This is a genomic window from Priestia megaterium, from assembly GCF_046599315.1.
Lineage (GTDB): Bacteria > Bacillota > Bacilli > Bacillales > Bacillaceae_H > Priestia > Priestia megaterium_F.
On sequence record NZ_JBKIKC010000003.1, the window covers coordinates 263,438 to 285,435 of the forward strand.

The window sequence follows — 21,998 nt, forward strand, 5'->3', positions numbered from 1 at the left end:
TTTATGCCAAAAGGTGAAGGGAAATTAATTGCACAAAACAAAAAAGCCCGCCACGACTTTTTTATTGAAGAAACATATGAGACAGGTATTGTTCTACAAGGAACGGAAATCAAATCAATTCGTAATGGTCGCGTGAATTTAAAAGACTCTTTTGCTCGTGTTCAAAACGGAGAAGTATTTTTGCACAATATGCACGTTAGTCCTTACGAACAAGGAAATCGATACAATCATGAACCATTGCGTACAAGAAAGCTATTGCTGCATAAACGCGAAATCAGCAAGCTAATTGGTTATTCAAAAGAAACGGGTTATTCACTAGTTCCTTTAAAAGTATATTTGAAAAATGGATATGCAAAGGTTTTACTAGGGCTTGGTAAGGGTAAAAAGAAATATGACAAGCGTGAAGACTTGAAGCGAAAAGAAGCCAAGCGTGATATCGAACGAGCATTTCGTGATCGTCAAAAAATGTGATATTACAAAATCTTACAATTGCAAAATGCTCATTTTATGATATAATAAATATTGTTATCAGTTAGATTTCATTTTGCACACTGAAGTCGCTATCTGATGTAAGATTCTTTCTTACACATTCCGACTCCCTTTTATATGGGGACGTTACGGATTCGACAGGGGTAGTTCGAGCTTAGGTTGCGAGTCGAGGAGATGGCCTCGTTAAAACATCAACGCCAATAATAACTGGCAAATCTAACAATAACTTCGCTTTAGCTGCATAATAGTAGCTTAGCGGTTCCTCCCTCCATCGCCCATGTGGTAGGGTAAGGGACTCACTTTAAGTGGGCTACGCCGGAGTTCGCCGTCTGAGGACGAAGGAAGAGAATAATCAGACTAGCGACTGGGACGCCTGTTGGTAGGCAGAACAGCTCGCGAATCATCAATATGCCAACTACACTCGTAGACGCTTAAGTGGCGATATTTCTGGACGTGGGTTCGACTCCCACCGTCTCCACCAATACATATTGTATGGTGGCTTACCTTACTTATAATAGGAGCTAATTAAATGTATGAGCTGCATTTGATTAGCTCCTTTTTAATTTATAGTGTATGTAAAACTGAGAAGAGCAGGACAGAAATAAAAGGATGCTTCTTTGTGTAGGAAGCATCCTTTTATTTTTGTTTAAGCTGAACAAAAAGCAGCATAAGAAAAGAAAGAAAGACGATCGAAATAACCCATAACCAAGCGAGATTCATGTTTCCAGAGTCAATCGCCACGTAGATAGCGGTAGGTACAGTTTGGGTTTCACCCGGAATGTTGCCAGCAAACATCAAAGTAGCCCCAAATTCTCCAAGTGCTCTTGCCAGGCTTAAAACACCTCCTGTTACGATAGCCTTAGAAGCTAAAGGGATGGAAATGAAGAAAAAGACTTTCCATTCACTTGCACCATCTACTCGGGCTGCGTCTTCAATTTCATGGTCTACGCCTTGGAAGCCTGTTTTGGCAGATTGATACATAAGGGGAAACGCAACGACAACAGATGCAATAACAGCTGCCCACCATGTGAAAATAACGGGTTGTTGAAAGACCCATTCAATTGCCCGGCCGATTAGGCTATGTTTTCCAAAGATAACAATCAATAAAAATCCAACAACGGACGGAGGGAGAACTAACGGGAGCATCAGCACCGTTTCAATTATCACTTTTCCCTTAAACTGTTTCCTGGATAACAGTTTTCCTATAACAGTGCCTAAAATAATAACGATAAATCCTGCTACTAATGCAATTTTAAGCGATAGCTGAAGAGGGGATAAAAACTCTTGAATCATAGCGGCCTCAATTTGCAGTGAAACCGTATTTCTTTAAAGTGTTAAGAGCCGTCTTACTTTGTAAAAATTGATAAAAAGCCTTTGCTTCTTGCGGGTGCTTTGAATCTTTAATAACGCCTAAAGGATATACAATTGGTTTGTGAGTGTTATTATCTGCAGTAGCTACAATCTTCACTTTTTTTGAAATCAACGCATCGGTTTTATAAACCACCCCAGCTTCAACGTTTCCTGTCTCCACGTAGGAAAGAACCTGGCGTACGTCTTTAGCATAGACGGTTTTTGGCTCAATATTTTTCCAGAGATTCATGTGTTCAAAAGTCTCCTTCGCATACTGTCCGGCAGGAACGGATTCTGGTATTCCAAGTGCAACTTTTTGAACGGTCGGCTTTGATAGATCTTCAAAATTTTTGATAGCAGATGTATTATTCTTTGGCACGATAAGCACAAGGTCATTGCCAACCAAGTCAGTTCCATTTTCTTTGGAGATAGCTCCTGCTTTTACTAGCGCATCAAACTTGTCTTCCGCTGCTGAAAAAAATAAATCAGCCGGTGCGCCGTTTGCAATTTGCTGTTGCAGCGAACCTGAAGCTCCGAAGTTAAATTTTAAGTCTATATTCGGATGCTTTTTTTCATATTGCTTTTGAATATCAGTGAGCGCATCTTTTAAGCTGGCCGCAGCGGATATCGTTAAGCTGATGTTTTTGTGCTGAGCTGCTGATTGGCTTGCATTAGGTCCGTTCGAACAAGCAGCAGTAAACATAATTAAAAATAATAGTGCGAATAAGGGTTTAAAGTATTGTTGCATCATATCACCTCAATAAGTTGTAGTAGAGCGATTTAGTATAACTATATCACGTTCATTTACAAAATGACTTCCTAAAAAGAAAACAGCGGCTTGAAAGGGGAAAAACTTTCAAGTCGCTGTTTCATTTACTCTTCCAACGCTTTGCCCATTCCTTTTAAAAAGTGAAGGCCAAATCCGATTGCACGATTGATATCAGGGTCATTTAGCGCTTTGATAAGAGCTAATGCACTTACTTTTTTTCCTGTTTTTATATATTCATTAGCTTCGTTCATACCAGCCGTTGCGCTGTTCACAAGTTTAGCAGTGACCTCTGGATCTGCCTTCATCAAACCACTGCTTGCGCCCATAAGGGTATTAATTAAATTGGTTACCGGCTCTCTAGAAATTTGATGAAGCGCAATTTTTGAGATTTTTTCTTTCGCCTGAATCATTGAATCAGCAGCTTCAAGAACGCCCATGTCATTAAGTTCGCCAACAATACCAAGAATACGATTTAACGCTTCTTCATTATCTGCCAATAGAGAAGTTAAGTCTTCCAATTTTCGCTGTTTTTTTTCTTCCTCGCTTAGAAGAGGTTTCTTAATTTCTGTAATAGGTTGTGCCATCTTTTTTCCTCCTATTTACTTGTTAAATGAACGTAGCCAGGGCGGTTCCATTTACGTTGAACCTCGACCCCGTTTTGAGGATGACGTTTTTTGTTACGCGGATTCGTAGACGGTAAAGGAATTTCTCCACCTTTGCTTAATACTTCCATCCGTACTTTTGTTTGTTTGTAAGCCGGCGTATTTGTTCGTTGGTCGACTGCAGGTCCCGTTAAGAAATTAATAGCTGAATCTTTATGGACTGAATGCATTGGAAGATACAGCTCGTTTGCCTTGACCCGTTCTGTAATTAATGCCCGCACTTTTACTGCTCCAAATGGTGAGATTAATCGGACAAGCGAACCTTCTTCAACTTCACGCTCTTTGGCAAGTCGAGGTGAAATTTCCACAAACACTTCCGGTACTTTTGATTGAATACCGCTCGATTTATTGGTCATGTTCCCTTCATGAAAATGTTCTAACATTCTTCCGTTATTAATGTGTAAATCATATTCCTCCGGGAATTCAGCAGGAAGCACCCAATCTGACAAAGCGAAGCGTGCCTTTTTATCTGGAAAATTAAACCCATCGACGTAAAGTAACGGCGTGCTTTTTCCCTTTAAGCTCCCCCATAAGAAGCTATTCCAGCCTTCAAGGTTTTCATAGCTGGCTTGGCTGAACAGAGGTGATAAACTAGCCATTTCTGCAAAGATGTCACTAGGATGTGTATACGTCCAGTTCGCACCTAAGCGGTTGGCAATCTCTTGAACAATCCACCAATCCGGCTTTGAATCACCAAGCGTTGGCAATGCTTGGTACAATCTTTGTACACGTCGCTCTGTATTGGTAAACGTTCCGTCTTTTTCAAGAGAAGGAACAGCAGGCAGCACAACATCAGCATATTGAGCTGTTCTTGAAAGGAAAATGTCTTGGACGACAAAAAAGTCTAAATTTGATAATATTTCGTGCACGTGATTAGCATTTGAATCGACAAGAGCCATATCTTCTCCTACAAGGTACATGGCTTTCATTTTTCCTTCACCAATTGAATGAAGCATTTGAATATTATCAAGACCCGGTTTGTCTTTGATTTTTACACCGTATGCTTTTTCAAATTTTTCTCGGGCGACCGAGTCTGTGACGTGCTGATAGCCTGGTAGCCAAGCAGGAAGAGTTCCCATATCACATGCTCCTTGGACATTATTGTGACCTCGAAGTGGATAAGCACCTGCTCCAGGGCGTCGATAGTTTCCAGTAGCAAGAAGGAGGTTTGAGATAGCCGCTGATGTGTCAGAGCCTCCTGTATTTTGCGTTACGCCCATTCCCCACAGCACACAGGTTCCGTCGGCGTCACGAATCATTTCAGCTATTTGAATTAGTGTTGCTGCTGGAATATCCGTAATTTGTTCAGCATATTCAAGCGTATACTTTTCAAGCAAGGAGTTAAAGTCTTCAAAATAGTTGACGTTTTCTTGAATGAATTTTTCGTTGTGCCATCCTTGATCAATCATGTATTTTGTTACAGCCATTAGCCATACTTGGTCCGTGCCTTGCTTTGGGCTGATGAAAATGTCAGAGCGTTCAGCCATTTCATTTTTGCGCAAATCTGCGACGATTAGCTTTTGGTCATGAAGCTTATGCGCGCGTTTGATGCGAGTTGCTAATACAGGGTGACCTTCAGCAGGGTTAGCGCCCACGATGATAACTAGTCCAGCTTTTGCGATGTCTTTTATCGTGCCGGCATCGCCTCCCATTCCCACTGTTCGAAATAATCCATCTGTTGCAGGAGATTGACAGTAGCGAGAACAGTTGTCTACGTCATTTGTTTCAAACATTTGGCGAGCCAGCTTTTGAATAACATAGTTTTCTTCGTTTGTAATTTTAGAAGAAGAGATAAAACCAACTGATCCATGTCCATACTGTTGATTAATAGAGCTTAACCTGCTTGCTACTAAGTCGAGTGCTTCTTCCCATGAAGATTCTACAAATGCGCCATTTTTGCGGATTAAAGGCTTAGTAATGCGTTCTTCAGCGTTTACAAAATCCCAGCCGAATTTTCCTTTTACACAGGTTGAAATAGCATTTGCAGGGGCATCTGAGCTAGGCTGAACTTTAAGGATTTCACGACCTTTTGTCCATACTTCGAATGAACATCCAACTCCGCAAAATGTACAGACGGTTTTTGTTTTTTTTGTGCGAGTTTCGCGCATAGCTGCTTCGACTTCTGAAACAGCAAAAATTCCGCTATATCCGGGTTCCACTTCTTTAACTAAATCAATCATTGGGTTCAGAACGTCTTTTGGAAGTCCAGTCATGAATCCAGCTTCTCCAAGCATCGACTTTTCCATTAAGGCATTACAAGGGCATACTGTGACACATTGACCGCAGCTCACACAAGAAGATTCATTGATTGCTACACCGTCATCCCAGATGACGCGGGGGCGTTTTGCTTCCCAGTCGATAGAGAGTGTTTCATTCACTTGAAGATTTTGACAAACTTCTACACATTGTCCACAAGCAATACATTGGTTAGGGTCATAACGGTAGAACGGATGAGACATATCCACTTCATTTTCTGAGACCTTGGGGGTATATGGATATTTTTGATGTTCAATCTCCATCATTTCGGCTGTGTTATGTAGCTTACAGTTCCCGTTGTTATTATCGCAAACCGTACAGTATAGCAAATGATTTTCTAATAAACGATCCATTGCTTCCGTTTGCGCCGCTTTTGCGGGTGGTGACTGTAGTTCAATCTTCATGCCGTCTTTAGCCTTTGTGGAACAAGATCGAACTAACTCGCCATTCATTTCAACAATACAGGTGTCACAAGTTTGAATAGGGTCTACTTCAGGTACATAACAAATCTGCGGATGTTCAATGCTTTGTTGGTTAATAATTTCGAGTATGCTAGAGCCTGAAGCTGCCTTGTATTCGTTCCCATTTATATGAACAGTGATGGTATCACGACTCATTTGTTTTCCTCCTTTATATAAAAACAAAAAACCACCATGAATACACATGCCTAATGAAATAAGGGAAGTGCAATCATGGTGGAATAGTTTACTAGCAGGTCTTACTAATATGCCAATCCGCCCCATTTATATTGTTAAGAAAAAGTGATAGAGTAATAACAATTCATTATTATTATTCCATCTCGGTTATTTATAATTATATCGCTACATTTTTAAATGCACAACTCTCTTCAAAAGTTTTGCTGCAAAGATTTTAGGCTTTTATTTTTTGAAGTGTTGATTTATGATAAAAAAACTGTAGGAATAAAATGAAAAATTTAATTTTAATCAGTGGGAGAGCGTTGATTATGTCAAAAACCATTCATGAATTTAATGATATTATTCGGAAGCTTCGAAAAGATTTATTTGGAAAAGGACCGGAAAGAATACATACGGTTTTTGTTGAAAATATGGCTGTCTCAACATTGTATGGAAATTTAACACCAACGGAAACATTTATTGCAAGAACTTCTGAAGGATGTGACATGGTTCATTTAGCTCGAACAAAAATGATCCAAGATGTATATGCATCAAATCCGCCAGAAGGGCTAGAAGAATTGGTGGGAGCAAAGCTGGTGAATTTATTTTCAGATATGAAAATAAAAGAAAATATAGCGGTTTCCGTATTCGTCTTTGATAAAAACATTATCTAAAAAAGGAGACATCACATGAACTCGACCGTTAAGAAGCGTACAGTTCTTAAATTTAAAAATGGTCAAATGGAAAGCGTGGAAGATAAAATTGTAACAGAGTTTCCTGTGACTGTGAAAATTAATGAAGAAGAGTTTGTCACGATGGTATGTAGCCCTCAATACATCGATGATATGGTAATTGGCTATTTAGCATCTGAGGGGGTTATTCGAGAATATAAAGATATTAAAAATATATGGGTCCAAGAAAAAGAAGGATATGCTCATGTTACAATAGATAAATTAAACCCTTATTTTCAAAACCTTCAAAATAAACGATATATCACGTCTTGCTGCGGGGCGAGCAGACAAGGGTTTGTGTTTATAAATGATGCGCTGACTGCTAAAAAAATGAATGATATATCGGTAGAACTTTCAATTAAAGATTGTTTTCAACTGATGAATAACCTGCAGCACTCTGCTGCTACGTTTCAAGAAACAGGTGGTGTTCATAACGCTGCCATTTGTGATAAAAACGGTTTTATGCTTAGCCGAATGGATATTGGTAGGCATAATGCTTTAGATAAACTATACGGGTATTGCTTAAAACACCATATTTCAATTAGGGATAAAGTGGTCGTTTTCAGCGGCCGTATTTCTTCAGAGATTTTGTTAAAGGTAGCTAAGATTGGATGTGAAGTGGTTCTTTCAAAATCCGCTCCAACTGAACTTGCTTTAAATCTAGCAGAAGAACTAGGAATTACAACGGTAGGGTTTATTAGAAATGACTCGTTGAATATTTATACGTGCCCAGAAAGGATTTTAAGAGATAATTAATCTGTTGTGGAGAAGCTGACAGCTATAGAGAGGAGAGGTTATGCAGATGTCATACGCTATATTCGATACTTTAAAGCGTCCTTTACGAGACTTGCGTTTGTCCGTAACAGATCGCTGTAACTTCCGATGTCGGTATTGTATGCCTGAAGAAATTTTTGGAGCAGACTATCCATTTTTACCTGCTGAAAATATTCTTTCGTTTGATGAATTGGAGAGACTTACTAGAATATTCGCATCACTAGGAGTAAAAAAAGTGCGTATAACTGGAGGAGAGCCACTGCTAAGAAAAGGCTTGCCTGATTTAATCTATCGTCTGAACAAAATCGAGGGTATAGATGATATTGCCATCACAACAAATGGCTCACTGTTAAAGAAGCATGCAGAAGCCTTATCAAAAGCAGGATTATCAAGAGTAACCGTTAGTGTAGATTCACTTGATGAAGTGAGATTTCAAGAGCTGAATGGAAATCGAGGAAGTGTAAAACGAGTATTAGAAGGAATAGAGGCAGCAGCTCTTGTGGGGGTTTCAGTCAAAATAAACATGGTTGTCCAAAAAGGCAAGAATGAGGAGGATATCCTTCCGATGGCCCAATATTTTAAAGATAAAAAACATACGCTGCGCTTTATTGAATATATGGATGTTGGAAATTCAAATGGATGGAAAATGGATGAGGTTATAACAAAGAAACAAATTCTTGATATAGTCGGAAAAGAAATGCCTCTTGAAGAAATCCCGCCTCATTATACGGGAGAAGTAGCTACCAGGTATCGTTATGTTGGGACAGAAGAGGAAATTGGTATCATTTCATCCGTGACAGATTCGTTCTGTTCGACTTGTTCACGCGCAAGAGTATCAGCTGAAGGAAAGCTCTATACCTGTTTGTTTGCGTCAAAAGGATACGACCTCCGAAAACTGATACGATCAGAAGCATCTGACCGTGCAGTTTGTGATACCATTTCTGATATCTGGAACCAGCGCCAAGATCGTTACTCCGATGAACGAGCTAATGGAAGGCGAGTCCAGGGTGCTGAGAAAGTGGAAATGTCTCATATTGGTGGGTAATTCCAAAAAGCTTCATACATGCCAATCACCGCGATGATTCACATTTATAAAAGTGGGATCTTCTGCTGAAAAAGGCACGCGAAGGACGTTTGTCTGGTTTAACAATCGTTTAAGCCTTCTTTCACCTTGTTTAACGAGCTGTTCAATAAGAGGAAGGGTTCTACGGTGATAGAGTGCTAGAAGCGGGTGAGTGTAATCAGGCTGAACAGGAAGAATGATATCAGGTGAGTTCGTTTGAGTCAGTGTAATCATGTGACGAACAAACTCAGCATTAATAAAAGGAATATCACATGACAGAATAAAGAACCATTCGGCACGGCAATCGATCGCAGTTAAAGCATGATGGATTGCATACAAAGGCCCTTGATACGGACGTTTTTCAACTGCAAATGCAACATCCTTTCTTTGAAAATAAGGAAGTAAATCTTGATTGGTAGACACGAGTATAGGCGTGACGTGATTTTCTTTTAATGCATCTATACTATATTCGTAAAATGATTTCTTGTTATAGGTTTCAAACATTTTTGGTTGACCGTAGCGAGAAGATTTTCCTCCTGCTAATACAACGCCGGCAATAGACATTTATCACATACCTCCATCAAAATATATTTGTATATTTATGCACTTAAGCTTCCGTAAAGCAGCTTAGCGTTACGTGTATAATAGCATGTTTTTAAAGAAATATCTTTGACGAAGGAATAGATAGTAAAGTCAGAGATTGAACAAGAAAGGGAGAGAGAAGAGTGACCGAACGTTATTCACGTCAGCAGCTTTTCCAGCCTATTGGAAATAAAGGGCAGCAACAGATTAAAAGTAAGCATGTGTTAATTGTAGGTGCAGGAGCTCTAGGCAGTGCTAGCGCAGAAGCTCTCGTGCGTGCTGGAATTGGAAAACTGACTCTTGTAGATCGTGATTATGTAGAATGGAGTAATCTACAGCGTCAGCAGCTTTATATAGAACAAGATGCGCAAAACAAACTACCTAAAGCTGTAGCAGCAAAAAATCGTTTGCGTCAAATAAATACAGAAGTGAAGATAGAAGCGTTGGTAATGGATGCTCAGCCTGCTAATTTAGAAAATATCGTCCAAACAGCTGATGTTATCATTGATGCGACAGACAATTTCGACATCCGCTTTATTTTAAATGATTTGTCACATAAGCACGAGGTTCCTTGGATATACGGCTCATGTGTAGGGAGTTATGGCACCACGTATACCATTATTCCAAATGTAACCCCTTGCCTGCACTGCATATTAAAAAAAGTGCCTGTGGGGGGAGCAACGTGTGAGACAGCAGGAATTATCAGTCCAGCTGTTCAAATTGTGGCAGCCTATCAAGTAACCGAAGCATTAAAAATTTTAGTGGGAGATGTTGAAGCTTTGCGCAATACATTTCTAACTTTTGACGCCTGGAATAACCAGCACCTTGAATTTAAGACAGGTAAAATGAAAAGTCATGAATGTTTTTCTTGTGGATCGATACGAACATATCCGTACTTAGCGTATGAAAATCAGCTTAAAACAGAAGTTCTTTGCGGCAGAGAGACAGTTCAAATTAGACCCTCGCAGCAGTATTTGCACAACTTCGATGAATTGGAGAAGCGTTTAAAAAATCATGGGAAAGTAGACCGCAATCCATATCTTCTGTCATGTCAGCTTCCAGAGCAGCGCTTTGTTATTTTTAAAGATGGCCGTGTATTTATTCATGGAACGAATGATATTCAATTTGCCAAAAGTTTGTATTATCGTTTACTAGGATGAGTAAAGGAGTGAAAAGAATGAGGGAAAAGCGAACTCCTATCCCTGTCGGGGAATGCGTTGGGCGAGTGATGCAGTATGCAAACAACAGAAAGCAAGAAACAATCGCGCTTGAAGAAGCTTACGGCAGGTTTTTAGCTGAAGATTTAATGGCAGATCATGATATTCCTCCTTTTAATCGTTCTCCATATGATGGTTTTGCCGTTCGTTCACAAGATACGAAAGAAGCATCATCACTTCATCCGGTAGAACTGGTTATTCGAGGAGAAGTAGGAGCGGGTTCTGTTTTTGAACATACAGTCAACGCGATGCAGGCTGTGCGTATTATGACAGGGGCTCCTATTCCAAAGGGCTGTGATGCGGTTGCGATGCTTGAAATAGCAAAAGAATATAAGAGAGACAATCAGCCAGTCGTTCAAATCAAACGTTCGTTTAACAGCGGAGATAACATTTCTTTTCAAGGAGAAGAAACAACAAAAGGCACTGTGCTAGCTTCAAAAGGAACGTATATCACTCCGGGAGTAGCTGCTCTTCTAGCCACATTTGGCTATAGTAACGTAGCTGTTTTCAAAAAGCCTGTAGTTGGATTACTTGCAACCGGAAGTGAACTAGTGGAAGTAAGTGATCCTGTTGAGCATGGTAAAATTCGTAATAGCAATGCTCATATGCTTCGTGCACAAATTGAAAAAGCTGGAGGCGAAGTGAACTATTTTGGCATTATGCCCGATGATTTAAGTCAGTGCTACAGCGTGGTAAAATCTGCGCTATCAGAAGTGGACATGTTGATTACAACGGGCGGCGTTTCAGTAGGGGACTATGATTATCTACCGGATGTATATAAACAATTACAGGCTGAAGTCCTTTTTAATAAAATAGCAATGAGACCAGGCAGTGTAACAACAGTTGCTCGTATGGAAGACAAGCTTCTATTTGGCCTATCCGGAAATCCTACAGCGTGCTATGTCGGTTTTGAACTTCTGGCTCGTCCGGCAATCAGTACATATGCTGGGAAGAGAACGCCTCATCTCAGGAAAGAAAAAGCTTTGTTAGGAAAGGATTTTTTAAAGCCAAACCCTTTTATGCGATTTGTATCTGGGAGGCTTTCATACAGGGAAGGACAGCTGATTGCTTCTCCATTAAGCTTTACGAAATCTAGTGCGGTTTCGTCCTTAGCTTATGCGGATACGTTAATTATATTTCCTGGAGGAACGAGAGGATACAAAGAAGGAATGTTGGTTGACGTCTTATTGTTAGATGACGTACAAGGAAGTGAATGGCCTTGGTAGCTCGTTGCACCGTTTTACAAATAGTCGGATTTCAAAACAGCGGCAAAACCACTTTAGTGGAAAAGTTAATTAAAAAAGCGAAACAATTCGATCTATATGTAGGTTCTATCAAGCATCATGGACACGGCGGGCCTCCAGATAGCAGCAGTCAGCTAAAAGACAGTCATCGCCACCAACAAGCAGGTGCTGATGTGGTGGGTGTAGAAGGAGACGGAATCCTTCAGCTTACGGCAGATAGTAAAGGCTGGAATCTAAAAAAACTGATTGATTTTTATCAATTTTTCTCGCCAGATGTCATCTTTGTTGAAGGATATAAAAAGGAATCCTATCCAAAAGTAGTCTTAATTCGAAGTGAAGAAGATCTAGTTTTACTTTCCTCTCTAACAAATATTATATGTGTGATTAGTCACGTTCCGCTTAAAAAAGAAGTGCAGCGAGCATATCCAATGTTTCACTTACAAGAAGATGAGCTTTACCTTAATTTTCTATTGAAAGAAGTGGGGGAAAGAAGATGAACCAGGACTTATTTGAAGTAGTAAATCAGCCAATTGTGGTAGATGAAATAATTGAAAAAGTTTCTAGAAGAGACGCGGGAGCTATTACGACATTTATTGGAACAGTGAGAGAATTTACAAAAGGCAAGAAGACGCTCTCCCTAGAATACCAAGCCTATGTGCCAATGGCAGTGAAAATGCTCAGCCAAATTGGTGACGAAATTGAAGAAAGGTGGCCCGATGCTTTGACAGCTATTACTCATCGAATCGGGAAGCTTGATATAACAGAAGTTGCAGTAGTTATTGCCGTTTCTTCTCCGCATCGAAAAACAGCCTATGAAGCAAACGAGTATGCCATTGAACGTATTAAGCAAATTGTACCAATTTGGAAAAAGGAATTTTGGGAAGACGGAACAAAATGGATTGGAGATCAGTTAGAAACGAAAGAATATCCTGAAGGAAAGCCATTGAAGGAGATGTAAAAATGATTAACGTCTTATTTTTCGCTGCTATACGTGAAGAGGCTGGAGTGGAAAAGGTAATAATTGATAAGCAAGGTATCACAGTGAAGGAATTAAAAGAATACGTGCAAAAAACGTATAAGCTGTCCTCTCTCAATCAAACGATGACAGCAGTCAATGAAGAGTTTGTAACAGATGAAGAAACCATTGGGACAGGAGATACCGTTGCATTCATTCCGCCCGTTAGTGGAGGATAAAAAAGGTGCTGAATACACAGCACCTTTTTTCTTATCTAAATTGAGCTACTTTTTCGATTGGTAAACGTACAGATGGATAACCGCTATTTGCTGCTTTTCCGATTGAAAGTAACATAACCGGTGCATAGCGCTCTTTGTCTAAACCGAATGCTTCCGCAATTTTATCTTTTTCATAACCGCCGATAGCGTTTGTATCATAACCATGAGCACGTGCAGCAAGCATTAACTGCATGGATACCAAACCGCCGTCAATTAACACTGTTTCTTTATTTAATTCTTCAGAAGCAGCTGCGTAGTGCGCTTTGATTTTAGGAATTTGCATATCTCTAATTTCTTGCGGCATATAGCCTAGTTCAACAGCTTTATCGTAAATTTCATCTAAATTTTCTTCGCTTTTTAAATCGCCAAATATAGCGATAACAGCTGCTGAAGTTTCCACTTGTGATTGATTAAATTTAGCAAGCGGAGCTAATGTTTCTTTTCCTTCAGGGCTATCAATTACTAGAAAGCGCCAAGGCTGTGCATTAACAGAAGATGGAGCTAGCGTCGCTTCTGTTAAAATTTCTTTCATTTCTTCGCGGCTGATTTTGACAGATGGATCGTAATAACGAATAGATCTGCGTCCCGTAATAATATCTTGGAAATCATTGTTTAGTGTTTTTGCTTGTGTCACGATGAACTCTCCTTTATGTTAAAGATGTTATGACCGTTCAATGGCCGAAATGTTTACTTTTAAACGCTTAAGCATTTTGGAAAGCAGCAGCTGTTCTTCTTCGCTGAAATCTTTAAGTGCTTCATCAATAAAGCGAGCTTTTTCGTTTCGAAATGCACCGATTTTTTCATGTCCGCTTTTCGTAAGCTTTACAAATGTTACGCGGTTGTCATCAGGATTTTTACGGCGTGATACAACATCTCTTTCTTCTAGCTGCTTTAAATGCCTTGTAATTGCAGCGTTGTCAATGTTTACTTGCTGTTGAAGCGCCTTTTGACTCATTTCACCTGTTTCATAAAGCTGATGTAAAATATCAAGACGTGATTGGCTAACACCGGTACAATGCTCAAACTTTTGATTAATTTGTTTATTAACTTCTTGCAGAGCATATAGAACATTTGCTTTTTCAGAACATGAATGTGACAAGAAAGTCGCTCCCTTTTTCTATAATATTTGTTGATAAATAAATAGTTGATGCATCAATGTTTGATACATCAAATAATATAAAGTAAATAAAAGTGAAAGTCAAGAAAGTGAACGATCTTTTTTTATAAGTAATAAAAGAGGCTGGGACATAACTAAATCAATCCAATTCAAAGATGAACAAATTGGATAAATGAGCTAGTATGGATTGCTTGTTCCACCGCTGTTGATTTCCGTGTAAGGCTTCGCTTTCCGCGGGCGGCCGATGAGCCTCCTGGTCGCTTATGCTCCTGCGGGGTCTCACCTATTCCGCCTTGTCCGCAGGAATCTTCGCCTTGCCCTCCAATCAACAGCAAGAAGCCACTACATACATGAAACCTAGGTTCACCATAACTATGAAAAAATCCGAACGAGTTGGATTCTCCATCAAGAATCTCGATTCATCGTTTTCCTTCAACTAAAATACTTTTGTCCCAGCTTCTTTAAGCTGAATGGTTTTTCTTGCTAAGTTGTTCATGCGTATAGGAAGATAGAAACGGAATACGCTTGATAATCACATCGTGAATCCAGAAGAATCGCTGAATAAGAGGAGCTGTTTTATCTGAAACGTATATAATAAAGCAGCCGATAGCTCCCGCAATTACCATGCCTCCAAGTACATCTGCCGGATAGTGGACGCCTACGTAAATACGTGAAAGGCCTGAAATGACGGCCCATATAAAAATGACGCTTCTCCATTTATTTTTTCGTAGCCACATAATCCACGCAGCAGAAAAGGCTAAAATCGAATGATCACTAACAAAAGATGAATTAGCCGGGTGTGGAATCAGCTTATGAACATGATGATCCACAAACGGACGTGGGTGGTAATACACCAAGTGAATGACTTCATTGATACATAGAGAAAGTACAATTGTAAACAACATGTATAAAGCCGTGTAACGGTGATAAATCGTTCTTTCTGTTTTTCCGCTAAACCAAAGCAAAAGCAAACAAACCATTATAAAATAAGGAACGCTATTCGTGACCATAATCATTACAGAATCCATTGCGCTGGATTTACCAGCAAATGAGTTAATCCATTGAAATACTTCGTAATTGCTGTTCATTTGTTTTCTCCTTATGCAGTAATTTTCACTCTTAGTTTAGATTGACACTCTAAAAAAACGATGAATTTCACATTAAAAATCAATTAAAATCCAAAATTTAAGGGCATTTAATGATATAAAAAAAGAGAGGAAGAAACTGCTTTTAGAATAGGAGATGAAACAGTTGAAAAAAGTTTTATTTTTACCTCTTCTAAAAATGCCTTCTGGCCATCATCAAGTGGCAGAGGCGTTAATGGATATATTGGAAAAAAGAACAACAAATATTTGTTATAAAAAAATAGATTTATTAAGTTATACAAACGAACTACTAGAAAAAGTAGTCACAGGCACATATTTGAAATGGATTCGTTATGCTCCAGAAACGTACAATATGGCATACAAACACCTTTTTTACGAGCCGCCTGTTCATTCATTCAAATGGTACCATCATGTTTTTGCAAAAAAAATGGAGCACTTAGTTAAAGAGGAAAACCCGGATTTAATTATATGCACACACGGATTTCCTTCTTATTTGCTCAGCCAATTAAAAGCAAAAGGCAAGTGCAATGTTCCAGTTATAAATGTCTACACGGATTTCTTTATTAATAATTTATGGGGAAAAGAAGAGATTGACTTTCACTTTCTTCCTAGTGAAGAAGTAAAAAAAGGACTTCTTGCCCAAAGTGAAATTCCACTTCAAAATATGATGGTCACAGGAATACCGGTACATGAAGAAATAACAAAAACAAGAAATTTTAAACATCCTGGTAACCGAAATATTTTAATTGCTGGAGGTAGCAGCGGTTTAGGAAATATTATGGATTTCTACAATGATTTAAAAGACGCTCGCCATTTTCATTATTTTGTCTTATGTGGCAAAAATCAAAAGTTATATGAAGAAATCAATGGGTGGAAATTACAACATGTTACACCAATTTCGTATATTTCGTCACGTGCAGAAATGAATGAATTGTATGAACAAGTGGATGCTATAGTAACAAAGCCAGGTGGTATCACGGTCAGTGAAGCTCTTCGCAAAAATTTACCGATTTTTGTTCATTCTGCTTTACCAGGTCAAGAAGAAGTGAATTTACGCTATTTAACAGAACGAAAATTAGTTCAAGAACTAAAAGCGGATCAATCGTTAGAAGTTCAGCTTCAGGCAGTGTTGCAAGATGCTGATAAAATGAACACATTATACAACGCGATTACTGCTTACCATAAAGAAATGGAAGCACAAACGCCTGAAGAACTTCTAGCAGTAGTCAATTGGATTTTAGGTGAAAAGCAAACAATTGGTCTTCATGCGTAAAACATTCATGTTTACAAATAATAAGGATAAGCTAAAAGACAAATATGTTGAAAAAGTAGAATTTAGATAAAAAAACAAACATCTTTTGGAAAAGGTGTTGTTTTTTTATCTAAAGAAGCTATTCTTTCACTTAAGACACGTGGTGAGAGGTGTATAATATGAAAGAAAAAATTTTAATTGTGGAAGATGAAGCGCAAATTGCAAAAGTATTAAAAATTGAATTGGAATTTGAAAATTATGAAGTAGATATTGAATACGATGGAAAAGCCGGGTTAGAGACGGCAATATCCGCTCAATATGACCTCATTTTGCTCGACGTGATGCTTCCAAGCTTGAGCGGTATTGAGGTGTTAAGGAGACTTCGGAAAGCGGAAGTATTTACGCCCGTTATATTATTAACTGCCCGAAATACGACGCTAGATAAAGTAATGGGTTTAGACCAAGGGGCTAATGATTATGTTACAAAACCGTTTGAAATTGAAGAGCTGTTAGCACGAGTTCGCTCTTGTATTCGCTATCGTTCACTCGTAGAAGCGTCAGGAACGAAAGAGGCTGAAGCGGAGCGCTTAACGATAAGTGATTTGACCATTAATCTCGAAACAAGGGAAGTCCTAAGAAACAATGAATCCATTACGTTGACACCAAAAGAGTATGATTTAGTTGTGTATTTGCTTACGAATAAAAATAAAATTGTCACGAGAGAAGGAATTCTCACAAACGTTTGGGGTTATGAATACGAAGGAGAAACGAACGTAATTGATGTGTATATTCGCCACTTAAGAAAAAAAGTAGATGAAGGTTTTTCTACTTCTCTCATTCATACCGTGCGGGGCGTAGGATATATGATGAAAGAGGAGAAACATGAAGATCACGACGAAGATTAATTTGCTGACAACAGCATGGCTGGTTGTTATTTTATTAATCATGAACATCGTTGTTTTTTTCTCCTTTACTAAATCTACGGTGAATATGGAACAGGACATTTTATTCGAAAAAGCACGCGAGATTATTCAAAAAGGTCAACAAGATCATTCTGTTGAACTCTCCTCAGATTTACTAAAATTTTATTTGACCAATCATTCATTTATACGAACAGTCTCAGAAAACTCTACGGTCATTAATCAAGTATCAAATGATCCTCATCTTGTGAAAATTAAGCCCGAATTTTCGAAGGAAAAAAAGGTGAAGCTTCGTAAAATTAGGGAAAAGCAGGTATTGGTTATTCGTATGCCTGTCAAAGTAAATAATCAAGTCGTTGAAACGCTTGAAATTGGTGAACTCTTGACCGGTTTTGAGACCCGTAAAGATATTTTGCTATCGATTTTGATTTTCTGTTCGCTTGTCTCCATTTTACTGTCTCTTTTAGGAGGAAGATGGTTATCACGCGTCATTATGCATCCTATTAAAAATATGGTCACAACGATGAAAGAGATTGAAGAGAGCGGTGTTCCTAAAAAGGTCCTCATTCAAACGGAGACGAGAGATGAACTGCAGGGTATGACCGTTACCTTTAATCATATGATTGACCGTTTGCGAGAAAATATTGAAAAGCAAAATCAGTTTGTATCCGATGCTTCTCATGAATTAAAAACCCCTCTAACCGTTATTCGCAGTTATTCTAATCTATTAAGAAGAAGAGGGATTAAAAATGAAGAAATTACGCTAGATGCGATTGACACTATCTATGCAGAAGCAACTAAAATGCAAAAAATGATTGAAACTCTGCTTGATCTGGCAAGTGTAGAAAAAGAACAAACGCTTGATATGAAGCAAACAGATCTTGTTCTTATTTTTGAACAAATCGTTAAGCAGCTGCAGCAAGTATACAAAAGAGAATTAGTTCTTCATTATGATCAAACCCCAATTATGATTGAAGTGGATGAATTAAAAATGAAGCAAGTGTTAATTATTTTGCTTGATAATGCGATTAAATACAGTACGGATAAAATTGAAGTGACCGTTACAAAAAAGAAGGAAGATGTCATTATTAAAGTAAAAGACTATGGAATTGGCATTCCGAAAGAAGATCTTGCACATATTTTTGAACGCTTCTATCGAGTCGATAAAGCTAGAAGCAGAGCCACGGGAGGAACGGGGCTTGGACTATCAATTGCACAGACTATTGTCCGTCAACACAAAGGCGAGATTTTTATTAAAAGTGAAGAAGAACAAGGAACGGAAGTTGTTATTCATCTTCCTATTTCATCTATAAACTGAGAAAGCCGCCGTTAGGCGGCTTTTGTGTGATTATGTGATTTTTCTCAGACTAAAGTATGAAGGTATTTCATTACAAAGTCGTTCGAAATGCAAGAAAAAAGTGAATAAGATAAGAGTATCAACAATCAGTGGAGGTTTTAGTATGAGTTATACTCTTTTTATAAAAGCAAATGACAGATCGACAAGTGAAGCCGTAAGCGTGAAACTATATGATGTGTTTTTAGAAAGCTATAAACAATCGCATCCAGGTGAAGAAATAATAGAATTGAATCTGTTCAAAGAAGAACTTCCTTATTTAGGTACAGACATGATAAACGGTCAGTTTAAATTAGCAAGAGGGTTAGAAGTGACAGCAGCGGAAAATAAAGCAGCAGAAATTGCTAACCATTACTTAGAACAATTTGTGAAAGCCGAGAAAATCGTCGTTGCCTTTCCGCTTTGGAATTTTACTGTGCCGGCTGTGCTTCATACGTACTTTGACTATTTAAATCAAGCAGGCAAAACGTTTAAGTATACGCCAGAAGGTCCTGTGGGATTACTAGGCGATAAAAAAGTGATGTTATTAAATGCACGAGGCGGAGTATATTCAGAAGGTCCGTCAGCCGCTGTCGAAATGGCCGTTAAATATGTCAGCAGCGTCTTTCAATTCTTTGGCATCACAAAGGTGAACTCTGTTATTATTGAAGGACATAATCAATTTCCAGATCGTGCTCAACAAATTATTAAAAGCGGCCTAGAACAAGCAGTACAAGCAGCCAAAACATTTTAAATAACAGTAGTAAAATCAAGGCTTACACACTATGGCTTCTTTATATTTCTATTGTATACTTTTAAAAATATAACGAGTGAAACAGGATTAGAAATAGTTGCTCAGTATGATATCAAAGTGGAGGTAAAATAAAGAGAAGGTTTAGTGAGAAATAAATGATAAGCAAAAAAAGACGCTCTAAAAGAGCGTCTTTTTTTATGCGAGCTGCTTTTGTTTAGTTTCTTTTCCTAGAAAAACAACCGAACCGACACCAATCAAAATAGCTGCACAAAAGATTGAGAACGTAACGGTTAAAGAGGCACCTTGCGTTGACATATACCCAACTAACAGCGGACCTAAAATTCCTCCAACTCGTCCAAAAGAAGCGGCCATTCCAGCTCCTGTGCCTCGAATAGATGTCGGATATTGCTCAGGTGTATACGCGTATAAAGCTCCCCAAGCGCCTAAATTGAAGAAAGACAACAGCATACCTGCTGTTAGCAGCAGCCAAAGTGACTCCGCATTTCCAAAGATATATGCGCTGGCAGCAGTACCTAACAAATAAGTAACCAATACGAATTTTCGGCCCATGCGTTCAACAAACCAAGCAGCCGTATAATAGCCAGGCAGTTGAGCTAATGTCATAATCAATACATATTCAAAGCTTTTAATTAAGCTAAACCCTTTAATGATCATGACGCTGGGTAACCATAAAAACATTCCATAATATGAAAATACAACGCAAAACCACAGAACCCATAGCATAATGGTAGATTGGCGATAAGGCTTAGACCACACGCTTTTTACATTGTCCGCAATCGACGGTTTCTTTTCCTTTGTCGCTTTTACAAACTGAGGAGAATCCGGCAGTTTAATGCGCAAATAAATGGCATAAAACGCTGGAATAGCGGTTAGGATAAGCGCTAGCTGCCACCCGTAAGCTGGGATTACAAAGTAAGAAATAAGCGCTGCTAATAGCCAGCCAAACGCCCAAAAACTTTCTAACAGGACGACCACTTTACCGCGTTTTTCCGGCGCCACGGTCTCAGAAACAAGTGTAGAAGCAACAGGAAGCTCTCCTCCTAAACCCATTCCAATTAAAAACCGAAATACTAAAAAAGCAGCAAGTGTAGTAGTAAGAGCTGAAAGGCCGCTTGCTACTGAAAAAAGAACAAGAGTAACACTAAAAACGGTTTTTCGCCCAATTCGATCAGCCAGCAATCCAAACACCAAAGCTCCAACGGCCATTCCGATAGAATTGACGCTGCCTATCCAACTCATTTCAGTAGGGGAAAGCCCCCATTCAGCGTGAAGAGCTGCAATGATAAAAGACAAAATGCCAACATCCATCGCATCGAAGAGCCATCCTAGTCCTGCGATGCCAAGAAGCTGACGTTCTGATAATTGTTTTGTTTTCATGTCTTCCTCCTAGAAGCAAAGAATTTTGCTTTAAGTTTACACCTGTCTTGACATAATGTCACGTCTATTTTAAAGAAAAAATTCAAACGGAAAAGCTCTATACCTAATGGTATAGAGCTAGTTTTATTCTCACATTTTACCGTAAAGCATTTTTCCAGACCATGTATAAGCCATATGACCGCCGTCTACCGCAATGCAATCGCCTGTTACATATGAGCTGTCATCGGATGCTAAAAATAATACCGCACCTTCTTTCGCGGAGCGTTCAGCGGTTGCTTTTCCTATGCCAGAGCTTGACCCTGTAATAACAGAAACTTTTGATTTTAGACGTCCCAATTGTATCCCTCCGCAAAAATAAGTATATAAGTATGTATGTTCATGTCCTCCTCTATTATTTTGATAAAACGTTGCCAGTTTATACATATGTGAATAAAAATAATGAGACGCAGATAAGGCAAATCCATTGTATAATGAACAGCAGTATGTCAGAAAAAATGAGGTGTTTGCATGAAAGCAATTTTGAAAAGTTTTATTAATGGACTCTTAACGATTGTCCCTATTATCCTTGTTATTTATATTTTAGTAAGAGTGTTTAATTTTTTAGACAGCATTTTAGGGAACGTATTGAAGCCCTATATGAAGCAGGATTACATACCTGGTATTGGAATCTTAGCGACGCTTGTTTTAATTACGTTATTAGGGTGGCTATCTACTCGTTTTTTTACGGGGAAAATTATTAACTTAATCGACCGATTGTTAGAAAGAATACCGCTTGTTAAGACGCTATATACCGTCATTAAAGATACATTTCAATCTTTTCTTGGAGAGAAAAAGTCATTTTCAAAAGTCGCTTTAGTGACGATGCCTGGCACGTCAATGAAAGTCATTGGATTTGTCACGTCTGAAGAAGTAGAAGGGATTATTCACTCATTAAAAGACCATGTAGCCGTCTATATCCCCCAAACTTTTCAAGTAGCCGGTTTTACTTTTTTGATTCCAAAAGAAGAAATTGAATGGTTAGATATTAAGCCGGAAGAAGCAATGAAGTTCGTGTTATCTGGGGGAGTATCGAGTTCTAAAGCAGAAAAATAACAGAAGGCTTGTGTAAGCCTT

24 protein-coding genes, 1 other RNA gene and 1 pseudogene are annotated in these 21,998 nt (G+C 38.8%); 15 read left to right on the forward strand and 11 right to left on the reverse strand.

Annotated elements, in window-relative coordinates; all coding sequences use genetic code 11:
• The first annotated feature begins 3 nt into the window (after positions 1-3).
• Positions 4-471 (forward strand): SsrA-binding protein SmpB, encoded by a 468-nt coding sequence (smpB, locus tag ACLHDF_RS12355; protein WP_013059694.1) that lies wholly within the window; start codon positions 4-6, stop codon positions 469-471.
• Positions 472-608: 137 nt separating this feature from the next.
• Positions 609-970, forward strand: a transfer-messenger RNA (tmRNA) gene (gene ssrA / locus ACLHDF_RS12360).
• Positions 971-1,125: 155 nt separating this feature from the next.
• On the opposite strand, the gene modB is transcribed toward ssrA, so the two are convergent.
• The 4 genes from modB to fdhF form a co-directional block, all read right to left on the reverse strand.
• Positions 1,126-1,782 (reverse strand): molybdate ABC transporter permease subunit, encoded by a 657-nt coding sequence (gene modB, locus ACLHDF_RS12365; protein WP_413919104.1) that lies wholly within the window; start codon positions 1,780-1,782, stop codon positions 1,126-1,128.
• Between the two features lie 7 nt (positions 1,783-1,789).
• Positions 1,790-2,587, reverse strand: a complete 798-nt coding sequence (gene modA, locus ACLHDF_RS12370; RefSeq protein WP_413919426.1) for a molybdate ABC transporter substrate-binding protein — start codon at positions 2,585-2,587, stop codon at positions 1,790-1,792.
• Between the two features lie 125 nt (positions 2,588-2,712).
• Positions 2,713-3,192 carry a DUF1641 domain-containing protein gene (locus ACLHDF_RS12375; RefSeq protein WP_413919105.1) on the reverse strand — a complete coding sequence of 160 codons (480 nt, stop codon included), beginning with the start codon at positions 3,190-3,192 and terminating at the stop codon, positions 2,713-2,715.
• Between the two features lie 11 nt (positions 3,193-3,203).
• On the reverse strand, positions 3,204-6,143 hold the full coding sequence (gene fdhF / locus ACLHDF_RS12380; protein WP_413919106.1) for a formate dehydrogenase subunit alpha: 2,940 nt from the start codon (positions 6,141-6,143) through the stop codon (positions 3,204-3,206).
• Positions 6,144-6,490: 347 nt separating this feature from the next.
• Between fdhF and ACLHDF_RS12385 the strand changes: the two genes are divergently transcribed.
• The 3 genes from ACLHDF_RS12385 to moaA all read left to right on the forward strand — a co-directional run bounded on the left by ACLHDF_RS12385 (position 6,491) and on the right by moaA (position 8,711).
• Complete coding sequence (locus tag ACLHDF_RS12385; RefSeq protein ID WP_413919107.1) at positions 6,491-6,835, forward strand: DUF2294 domain-containing protein; 345 nt, start codon at positions 6,491-6,493, stop codon at positions 6,833-6,835.
• A gap of 66 nt (positions 6,836-6,901) precedes the next feature.
• Positions 6,902-7,648, forward strand: coding sequence for a formate dehydrogenase accessory sulfurtransferase FdhD (fdhD, locus tag ACLHDF_RS12390; protein ID WP_413919427.1), 747 nt, complete (start codon positions 6,902-6,904; stop codon positions 7,646-7,648).
• Positions 7,649-7,694: 46 nt separating this feature from the next.
• The gene (gene moaA, locus ACLHDF_RS12395; RefSeq protein WP_413919108.1) at positions 7,695-8,711 is read left to right on the forward strand and encodes a GTP 3',8-cyclase MoaA; all 1,017 of its coding nucleotides are present in this window, start codon (positions 7,695-7,697) and stop codon (positions 8,709-8,711) included.
• A 12-nt stretch (positions 8,712-8,723) separates the two neighbouring features.
• Here the strand turns inward: moaA and ACLHDF_RS12400 are convergent, their stop codons facing one another.
• Positions 8,724-9,293, reverse strand: a complete 570-nt coding sequence (locus tag ACLHDF_RS12400; RefSeq protein WP_413919109.1) for a molybdenum cofactor guanylyltransferase — start codon at positions 9,291-9,293, stop codon at positions 8,724-8,726.
• Positions 9,294-9,454: 161 nt separating this feature from the next.
• On the opposite strand from ACLHDF_RS12400, the gene ACLHDF_RS12405 reads away from it, so the two are divergent.
• Genes ACLHDF_RS12405 through moaD form a run of 5 tightly spaced genes read left to right on the forward strand, consistent with a single transcriptional unit; the run spans position 9,455 to position 12,966 of the window.
• Positions 9,455-10,471, forward strand: a complete 1,017-nt coding sequence (locus tag ACLHDF_RS12405) for a molybdopterin-synthase adenylyltransferase MoeB (RefSeq protein ID WP_413919110.1) — start codon at positions 9,455-9,457, stop codon at positions 10,469-10,471.
• A 17-nt stretch (positions 10,472-10,488) separates the two neighbouring features.
• Complete coding sequence (gene glp, locus ACLHDF_RS12410; RefSeq protein ID WP_413919111.1) at positions 10,489-11,754, forward strand: gephyrin-like molybdotransferase Glp; 1,266 nt, start codon at positions 10,489-10,491, stop codon at positions 11,752-11,754.
• Positions 11,742-12,269, forward strand: a complete 528-nt coding sequence (gene mobB / locus ACLHDF_RS12415) for a molybdopterin-guanine dinucleotide biosynthesis protein B (protein ID WP_413919112.1) — start codon at positions 11,742-11,744, stop codon at positions 12,267-12,269. Before glp ends, mobB begins: the two co-directional genes overlap by 13 nt.
• Positions 12,266-12,730, forward strand: a complete 465-nt coding sequence (locus ACLHDF_RS12420) for a molybdenum cofactor biosynthesis protein MoaE (RefSeq protein WP_413919113.1) — start codon at positions 12,266-12,268, stop codon at positions 12,728-12,730. Before mobB ends, ACLHDF_RS12420 begins: the two co-directional genes overlap by 4 nt.
• A gap of 2 nt (positions 12,731-12,732) precedes the next feature.
• The gene (moaD, locus tag ACLHDF_RS12425; protein WP_413919114.1) at positions 12,733-12,966 is read left to right on the forward strand and encodes a molybdopterin converting factor subunit 1; all 234 of its coding nucleotides are present in this window, start codon (positions 12,733-12,735) and stop codon (positions 12,964-12,966) included.
• A gap of 31 nt (positions 12,967-12,997) precedes the next feature.
• Here moaD and ACLHDF_RS12430 read toward each other — a convergent pair whose 3' ends face one another.
• The 4 genes from ACLHDF_RS12430 to ACLHDF_RS12445 form a co-directional block, all read right to left on the reverse strand.
• On the reverse strand, positions 12,998-13,642 hold the full coding sequence (locus tag ACLHDF_RS12430) for a nitroreductase family protein (protein WP_413919428.1): 645 nt from the start codon (positions 13,640-13,642) through the stop codon (positions 12,998-13,000).
• A gap of 24 nt (positions 13,643-13,666) precedes the next feature.
• On the reverse strand, positions 13,667-14,104 hold the full coding sequence (locus ACLHDF_RS12435) for a MarR family winged helix-turn-helix transcriptional regulator (RefSeq protein ID WP_413919115.1): 438 nt from the start codon (positions 14,102-14,104) through the stop codon (positions 13,667-13,669).
• Positions 14,105-14,271: 167 nt separating this feature from the next.
• Entirely contained in the window at positions 14,272-14,451 is a 180-nt protein-coding gene (locus ACLHDF_RS12440) for a hypothetical protein (RefSeq protein ID WP_413919116.1), read from the reverse strand.
• 132 nt (positions 14,452-14,583) lie between these two features.
• Positions 14,584-15,210: an undecaprenyl-diphosphatase gene (locus tag ACLHDF_RS12445; protein ID WP_413919117.1), complete on the reverse strand. Its 627-nt coding sequence runs from the start codon at positions 15,208-15,210 to the stop codon at positions 14,584-14,586.
• Positions 15,211-15,364: 154 nt separating this feature from the next.
• Between ACLHDF_RS12445 and ACLHDF_RS12450 the strand changes: the two genes are divergently transcribed.
• From ACLHDF_RS12450 to ACLHDF_RS12465, 4 genes are all read left to right on the forward strand, one after another.
• Positions 15,365-16,501 (forward strand): MGDG synthase family glycosyltransferase, encoded by a 1,137-nt coding sequence (locus ACLHDF_RS12450; protein ID WP_413919118.1) that lies wholly within the window; start codon positions 15,365-15,367, stop codon positions 16,499-16,501.
• A 158-nt stretch (positions 16,502-16,659) separates the two neighbouring features.
• The gene (locus ACLHDF_RS12455; protein ID WP_413919119.1) at positions 16,660-17,385 is read left to right on the forward strand and encodes a response regulator transcription factor; all 726 of its coding nucleotides are present in this window, start codon (positions 16,660-16,662) and stop codon (positions 17,383-17,385) included.
• Positions 17,363-18,718: an ATP-binding protein gene (locus ACLHDF_RS12460; protein ID WP_413919120.1), complete on the forward strand. Its 1,356-nt coding sequence runs from the start codon at positions 17,363-17,365 to the stop codon at positions 18,716-18,718. The genes ACLHDF_RS12455 and ACLHDF_RS12460 overlap by 23 nt, the downstream gene beginning before the upstream one ends.
• A gap of 142 nt (positions 18,719-18,860) precedes the next feature.
• The gene (locus ACLHDF_RS12465; RefSeq protein WP_413919121.1) at positions 18,861-19,487 is read left to right on the forward strand and encodes an FMN-dependent NADH-azoreductase; all 627 of its coding nucleotides are present in this window, start codon (positions 18,861-18,863) and stop codon (positions 19,485-19,487) included.
• A 195-nt stretch (positions 19,488-19,682) separates the two neighbouring features.
• On the opposite strand, the gene ACLHDF_RS12470 is transcribed toward ACLHDF_RS12465, so the two are convergent.
• Positions 19,683-20,885 carry an MFS transporter gene (locus ACLHDF_RS12470; RefSeq protein ID WP_413919122.1) on the reverse strand — a complete coding sequence of 401 codons (1,203 nt, stop codon included), beginning with the start codon at positions 20,883-20,885 and terminating at the stop codon, positions 19,683-19,685.
• Between the two features lie 129 nt (positions 20,886-21,014).
• Positions 21,015-21,125 (reverse strand): annotated as a pseudogene (locus tag ACLHDF_RS12475) (short-chain dehydrogenase); the annotation flags it as partial.
• Positions 21,126-21,392: 267 nt separating this feature from the next.
• Here ACLHDF_RS12475 and ACLHDF_RS12480 point away from each other — a divergent pair.
• Complete coding sequence (locus tag ACLHDF_RS12480) at positions 21,393-21,977, forward strand: DUF502 domain-containing protein (RefSeq protein ID WP_413919123.1); 585 nt, start codon at positions 21,393-21,395, stop codon at positions 21,975-21,977.
• The last annotated feature ends 21 nt before the right edge of the window (positions 21,978-21,998 follow it).